The organism is Frankia sp. CoBUL1, assembly GCF_978021245.1.
Genome location: NZ_CDXDOS010000244.1, coordinates 1 through 5,061, shown reverse-complemented (window position 1 = coordinate 5,061; position 5,061 = coordinate 1). Strand labels below are relative to the sequence as shown.

Genomic DNA, 5,061 nt, shown 5'->3' with positions numbered 1-5,061 from the left:
GGTGGCCCGGAGCCGCTGGTGCCGACAGATCTGACCTGATGCGGTGGCCTCGGCCGATGGCCGGGACGCCTACTGTTTGCGCCGCCGATAGTGCTCCACGATCCAGGCGTCTACCTCTCGCTTGCGCCAAACCCGGGTGCCTTTGGCACCGCTACCCATCGGCGCGTTGATGACCTGCAAGGGCGCCGGAAACCGGGAGTCCTTGCGTGTCCAGTAGTCCACCGCCTGGCGAGTGATCTTGAGTTGGAACGCGATGTCCCCGATGCCGACCAACTGCTCACCGTCGTCCACGCGGAACATCGTAACCACTTTGCTCTTCCTCAAGAACCTCTCTAGGGTCTAATTTGCTGAGTAGCAAATAGATGGAGGAGGAAACCATGCCCCCCACCCCGCGCCGCCTGGATGAGGTCCGGGCACTGTTAGACCGGGACGAGGACTACGACGAAGATCCGGTCGGCGATCCGCCGATCACGGTGAGCCGCTACCGGGCGTCGATACGGGCGGTCCTGGCCGCCCGGGTACCGGAGCCCGGGATACTCGCTTCTGCCTGGTCCCAGCGGGAGACGGATGCCTTCCTGGCGGGAAGCCGGGCGACCCTGCGCCTGGTCGTCGAGATAATCGGGCACGCCCTGGCGGCGGCACCCACCGGAGACGGCAGCGGCGGCGTAGATTGACCGGCGGCGAGCGGGCGGCCAGGCGGCCGGGTGGCCGCCCGCTCGGTAGCATGCCGGCGGCCATCGGGAGTAACAAGCACACTCCGGGCAGCCCGCCGAACAACGGCAGGTCCTAACCCGTACCCGGCCGGAGTCCAATCCCGCATCCAATCCTGCAAACGATTCACCCGAAGCACTGTCGGGATCGCGACACCAGACCGCGGCACCAGGCCGTATCCCGCGCCGGGACCTCGGTTGCGAACAACCTGCGCCACACGAGGGGAAGATCATGGGGGCCACAGAGCCGCGCGACGACGAACTGTTCGACGACGAACGCGAGATCGGTTGGGGTGACGAGTCATTGTCCGAGGAAGAGGACCCGGACATCGAACGACTCCTCGCCGATCTTCCACCGCACCACGTCGACCGCTGATCCGGCGGCGAACCCACTCGTCACCACCACCCCCCGCCAGCAGGGCGAGAAAGTGCGCCACTCGGCACTTTCCGGGCGCAATTATGGGGCGCCGGGTGCGGTTTGCCAGGAACGATCCGGGCCGGGTACCCAGCCAGCGGGGCGGCGTCCGCGCAGTTAGGCAGGACGTGAACGGGCAACCCGAGCCTGTCCTGGAGGACCCGCGCCGCTGATACCGCACGGGCGGTGAATTCTCACTCACGGTGATAATTGTGGGACATGTCACCGCCGGGAGGAGCCTCGGTTCGAATTCCAGTCGGCGGTTGGCGCCGGTATCTCACCGAATCCCAATCCGACGACCGGCTCCGGCCCAGGTACCGTAGGGGGGTACCTGGACGGGAAGGCGCGATGGATGCACGGCTACACCAACACCAAGGACGATTACACCGCTCGGCTTCGCCGCATCGAAGGCCAGGTCCGGGGGCTACAGCGCATGATTGCCGAGGACAAGTACTGCATCGACATCCTCACCCAGGTCTCGGCGACGACCCGGGCGTTACAGTCGGTCGCCCTCGGGCTCCTCGAGGACCATCTGACGCACTGCGTGACGCACGCCGCCGCCGAAGGCGGTCCGGTGGCCGACGAGAAGATCCGGGAGGCGTCGGCCGCGATCGCGCGGCTCGTTCGGTCCTGACCACGGCTGTTGCGGTGAAGGCTGTTGCGGTGAGACGACGGACATCGCTTTCGAGGTTCGTCGAGGTCCCCGGGTCGGGTGCTGCGCAGGTCATCCTCGCCTGTTCACCTTCACGGAATATGCCTCCTGGATCTCGCAGGTTACGCCGGACGGCCCCGGACCGGAGCCGTCCGGATGGCGTCGGCCGGGTAGCGTCGGCCGGGTGACGAGCGAGACCGACGGCACCGCGGTGCCCGCCAACGGTGCGGTCGACCGCACCGCGTCGGTGCAACGGATCTGGCTGGACGACCGGTCCTGGGTCGACGTCACGCGCGGATGGCTACGCGAGGCCGACCAGCTGTATGAGACCCTGCATGCCGAGATCCCCTGGCGACAGGGAACCATGTGGCGTTACGAACGCCACGTCACCGAACCACGGATGAGCGCCTGGATCCCGCGGGGTCGGCCGGTCGCCTTTCCCGCCCTGCTCGACGCCTACCGGACCCTGCGGCGGACCTACGGCGTGGAGTTCGACGGCTTCGGCCTGTCGCTGTACCGGGACGGAGCCGACGGCGTCGCCTTCCACCGGGACCGCGAGATGCGCTGGCTCGACGACACGGTGATCGCCATCCTCACCCTCGGTGCCCGGCGACCGTTCCTGATCAAGTCTCGCCACCTGCCACCCGGCCGACGGATCCTCAACGACCCGGAGGCATCCGGCGCTCGCGACCTCTCCCCGGCCGGCGGTGATCTGATCGTGCTGGGAGGTCGGGCCCAAGCCGACTGGCTGCACGCGGTGCCCAGGGTCCCGGAGCACGTCGCCGGACGCATCTCGGTCCAGTGGCGATGGACGTCCCGGACCGGCCGCCCGGAACAGGGCCCCGGTTACGGCGCCGCGCGCCACTTCTCGCGATAGCCGCCGTCTGCCGGCTCCCCGAGGCATCCTCACCCGCCCTCACCCGCGGCACCACCAGCAGCAGGCCGGACATCACGAGGAACGCGACCAACCCGGCCGGTCACAGGGCGGGTCAGTCACCGGGCGGGTCGTAGTGCCGGTGACCGAGGTAGGTCCGCCACTGCTCCCGATTGATGCGGCCCTCGGCCCTGGCACAGATCTCGTCCTCGGCTGCGAGCAGGTCGAGCTGCCAGAGACGGACGGCGTCACCGGCCACGACTGCGAGGACGCCCTCATGTCCCGGAGGTCCGAAGACCGTCGCCGTCGGCGCGGTGCCGACCGGCAGGGTGGCCCGCTGCACCGGCCGGGATGGTGAGCGCATGTCCCAGAGTGTTACCTGACCGGCCGGGGTACTGACAGCGAGGACCCGCCCGTCGGCGGAGAGCGCGATCGAACCGGCCTGGCCTGGTCGGCTCGCGATGGCGGTGAGGCGGTGCAGTCCCCGGGGGCTGTCCAGCCCATAGATCTCCGTCAGCGAGCCGCCGTCGGAGGTACTCGCCACGGCGAACCACCGGCCGTCCGGGCTGACGAGGAGCTTGCGGACAGTGGCGGGGGCGGTCAGCTGGGCCCGGCGGCGCGGTTGCCCGGCAGCGGTCACATCCCAGACGGAGAGATGGCCTACCCCCCCGACCGCGAGCGAGTCGCCGTCGGGGGTGAAGGCGAGGCTGGTGACCTCCGCCGGCTGGGGCAGCTCGGCGAGGGCGCGAGGATTCTGCGGATGGCCGATGTCCCAGAGACGGACGACGCGATCGGCGCCCGACGAGGCCAGGGTCCGACCATCCCCGCTCACCGCAACGCTCGCCACCGCACCCGTGTGTCCCCGCAACTCGGCGAGCAGACTCACCCGTTGACCGGTATTGATCGCCGACTGGAGGTCACCGTCGTCCGTGGACCCGGGCTGGGCCAGCCGCCATAACCGGATCACCCTGTCCGTCCCCGCCGCCACCATGATCGTGGACGCCCGCACACCCGTGGCCGGACCGGATGCGGGTATCAGCGCGACGGCGAGCAGGCCCTTCACCGCGGCAGCCGAGGCGACCCCGGCCGCGAGGGGGCTGCGGTCCCCCATGGCCGCGGCCACCGCGGGCAGGTCGGTGATGTAGCGCACCCGGCCAGGGCCGATGATGTTCCACACCGACCCGCCGAAGTCACCGACGATGATCAGATATCGACCATCCGGGGTGATCAGCAGATCGCGGATCGCTCCCGTCGCCGGCCCGATCTGCCGGATGCTCGCATTGACCAGCGCCTCCGCCGCAGCCGAGGTCGGAGCCATGCGGTAGGCCGAGACGGCGAGTTGGCCGGCGAGATCCGGTTCCCGGTCGAGAAGGCGCATCGCGCCACGGGCCGCCTCACGCGACGTGGCCGCCGCGCTGCGCTCCCGCAGCGTATCGACGATCACAACGGTCGAGAGGACGAGCACCGAGACCGCCACGCCGATCGAGAGCACGCGTCGAAGCCACCCGCGGTCCAGGTGATCCCGCGGTGACGATGGTGACGACAAGGCGGAGACATTCCCGGTTCCCTCCTGGACGTAGCTTGCGCGCGCTCTCGCGGCCGCGGTGGGCAGTGGGGCGGACACACCGGCCAGAGCGGCCGACGGACCGGGAGACAACGGACCGGGAGACGACGGACCGGGAGACAACGGACGCATCCGCGGTTCTGCTCCGGTGCGGACGGCGCTGAGGGCGACCGCGGCGGCCGGCGGGACGGCCGTGATCTCCACGGCCGGCCCGGTCCCGAGCAGGGTCACGGTTTCGAGCAGGGTCACGGTTTCGAGCACGGTCACGGTTTCGAGCACGATCTCGAGGCCGTGGATGGCACCGATGGCAGGAGCGGCGAGGTCGCTCGTGCCTACGACCTCCGGTTTCGTCTCGGACTCGACCGTCCGCCTCGTCTGCACCGGGACCAGAGTCTCGATGACACCCGCCGGCAGGGCGAGACGCCGGGTGGGTTCGACCGCAGGCTCCGCCTCGCTTCGTGTCGGATAGGCGATCAGCTGTTCGAGCAGTTCGGCCGCGGCCGGCCGGCGCTTCGGGTCCTTGCGCATCGCCGCCGCGACCAGCTCTCGCAGCTCCGGGCAGAACACGGACAGGTCGGGTTCCGCGTAGACGGCCCGCTGCAGCAGGACCCGGGGCGTTCCGGCACCGAATGGCGGCCGGCCGGTCGCGGCGAACAAAAGCATGCCGCCCCAGGTAAAGACATCCGATGCGACGGTGGCGGTCTGCCCGAGAGCCTGTTCGGGCGTTATGAACGCAAGTGTTCCGATACCGGACGGCGGTCCGCCCGGATTACTGATGCTTACCGCATTCATCGCTCGGAAGAGCCCGAAGTCCACCAGCCGCACTCCCTGCCCGGAAAGAACCAC

Annotated in this window: 6 protein-coding genes; 4 read left to right on the top strand and 2 right to left on the bottom strand. The window is 69.5% G+C overall.

Features of this window, described 5'->3' with window-relative positions; genetic code table 11:
• Window positions 1-69 precede the first annotated feature (69 nt).
• Window positions 70-300 (bottom strand): hypothetical protein, encoded by a 231-nt coding sequence (locus tag AC08OX_RS14790; protein WP_173645797.1) that lies wholly within the window; start codon window positions 298-300, stop codon window positions 70-72.
• A gap of 77 nt (window positions 301-377) precedes the next feature.
• Between AC08OX_RS14790 and AC08OX_RS14785 the strand changes: the two genes are divergently transcribed.
• The 4 genes from AC08OX_RS14785 (at window position 378) to AC08OX_RS14770 (ending at window position 2,654) form a co-directional block, all read left to right on the top strand.
• Complete coding sequence (locus tag AC08OX_RS14785) at window positions 378-674, top strand: hypothetical protein (protein WP_043591359.1); 297 nt, start codon at window positions 378-380, stop codon at window positions 672-674.
• 268 nt (window positions 675-942) lie between these two features.
• Window positions 943-1,086, top strand: a complete 144-nt coding sequence (locus tag AC08OX_RS14780; RefSeq protein WP_476608347.1) for a hypothetical protein — start codon at window positions 943-945, stop codon at window positions 1,084-1,086.
• A 391-nt stretch (window positions 1,087-1,477) separates the two neighbouring features.
• Entirely contained in the window at window positions 1,478-1,759 is a 282-nt protein-coding gene (locus AC08OX_RS14775; protein WP_011438415.1) for a metal-sensitive transcriptional regulator, read from the top strand.
• 202 nt (window positions 1,760-1,961) lie between these two features.
• A complete protein-coding gene (locus AC08OX_RS14770; RefSeq protein WP_011438416.1) occupies window positions 1,962-2,654 on the top strand; it encodes an alpha-ketoglutarate-dependent dioxygenase AlkB in 693 nt (230 codons plus the stop codon).
• A gap of 112 nt (window positions 2,655-2,766) precedes the next feature.
• Here the strand turns inward: AC08OX_RS14770 and AC08OX_RS14765 are convergent.
• On the bottom strand, window positions 2,767-5,061 hold a 2,295-nt coding region (locus AC08OX_RS14765; protein WP_476608346.1), incomplete at its 5' end, for a protein kinase domain-containing protein.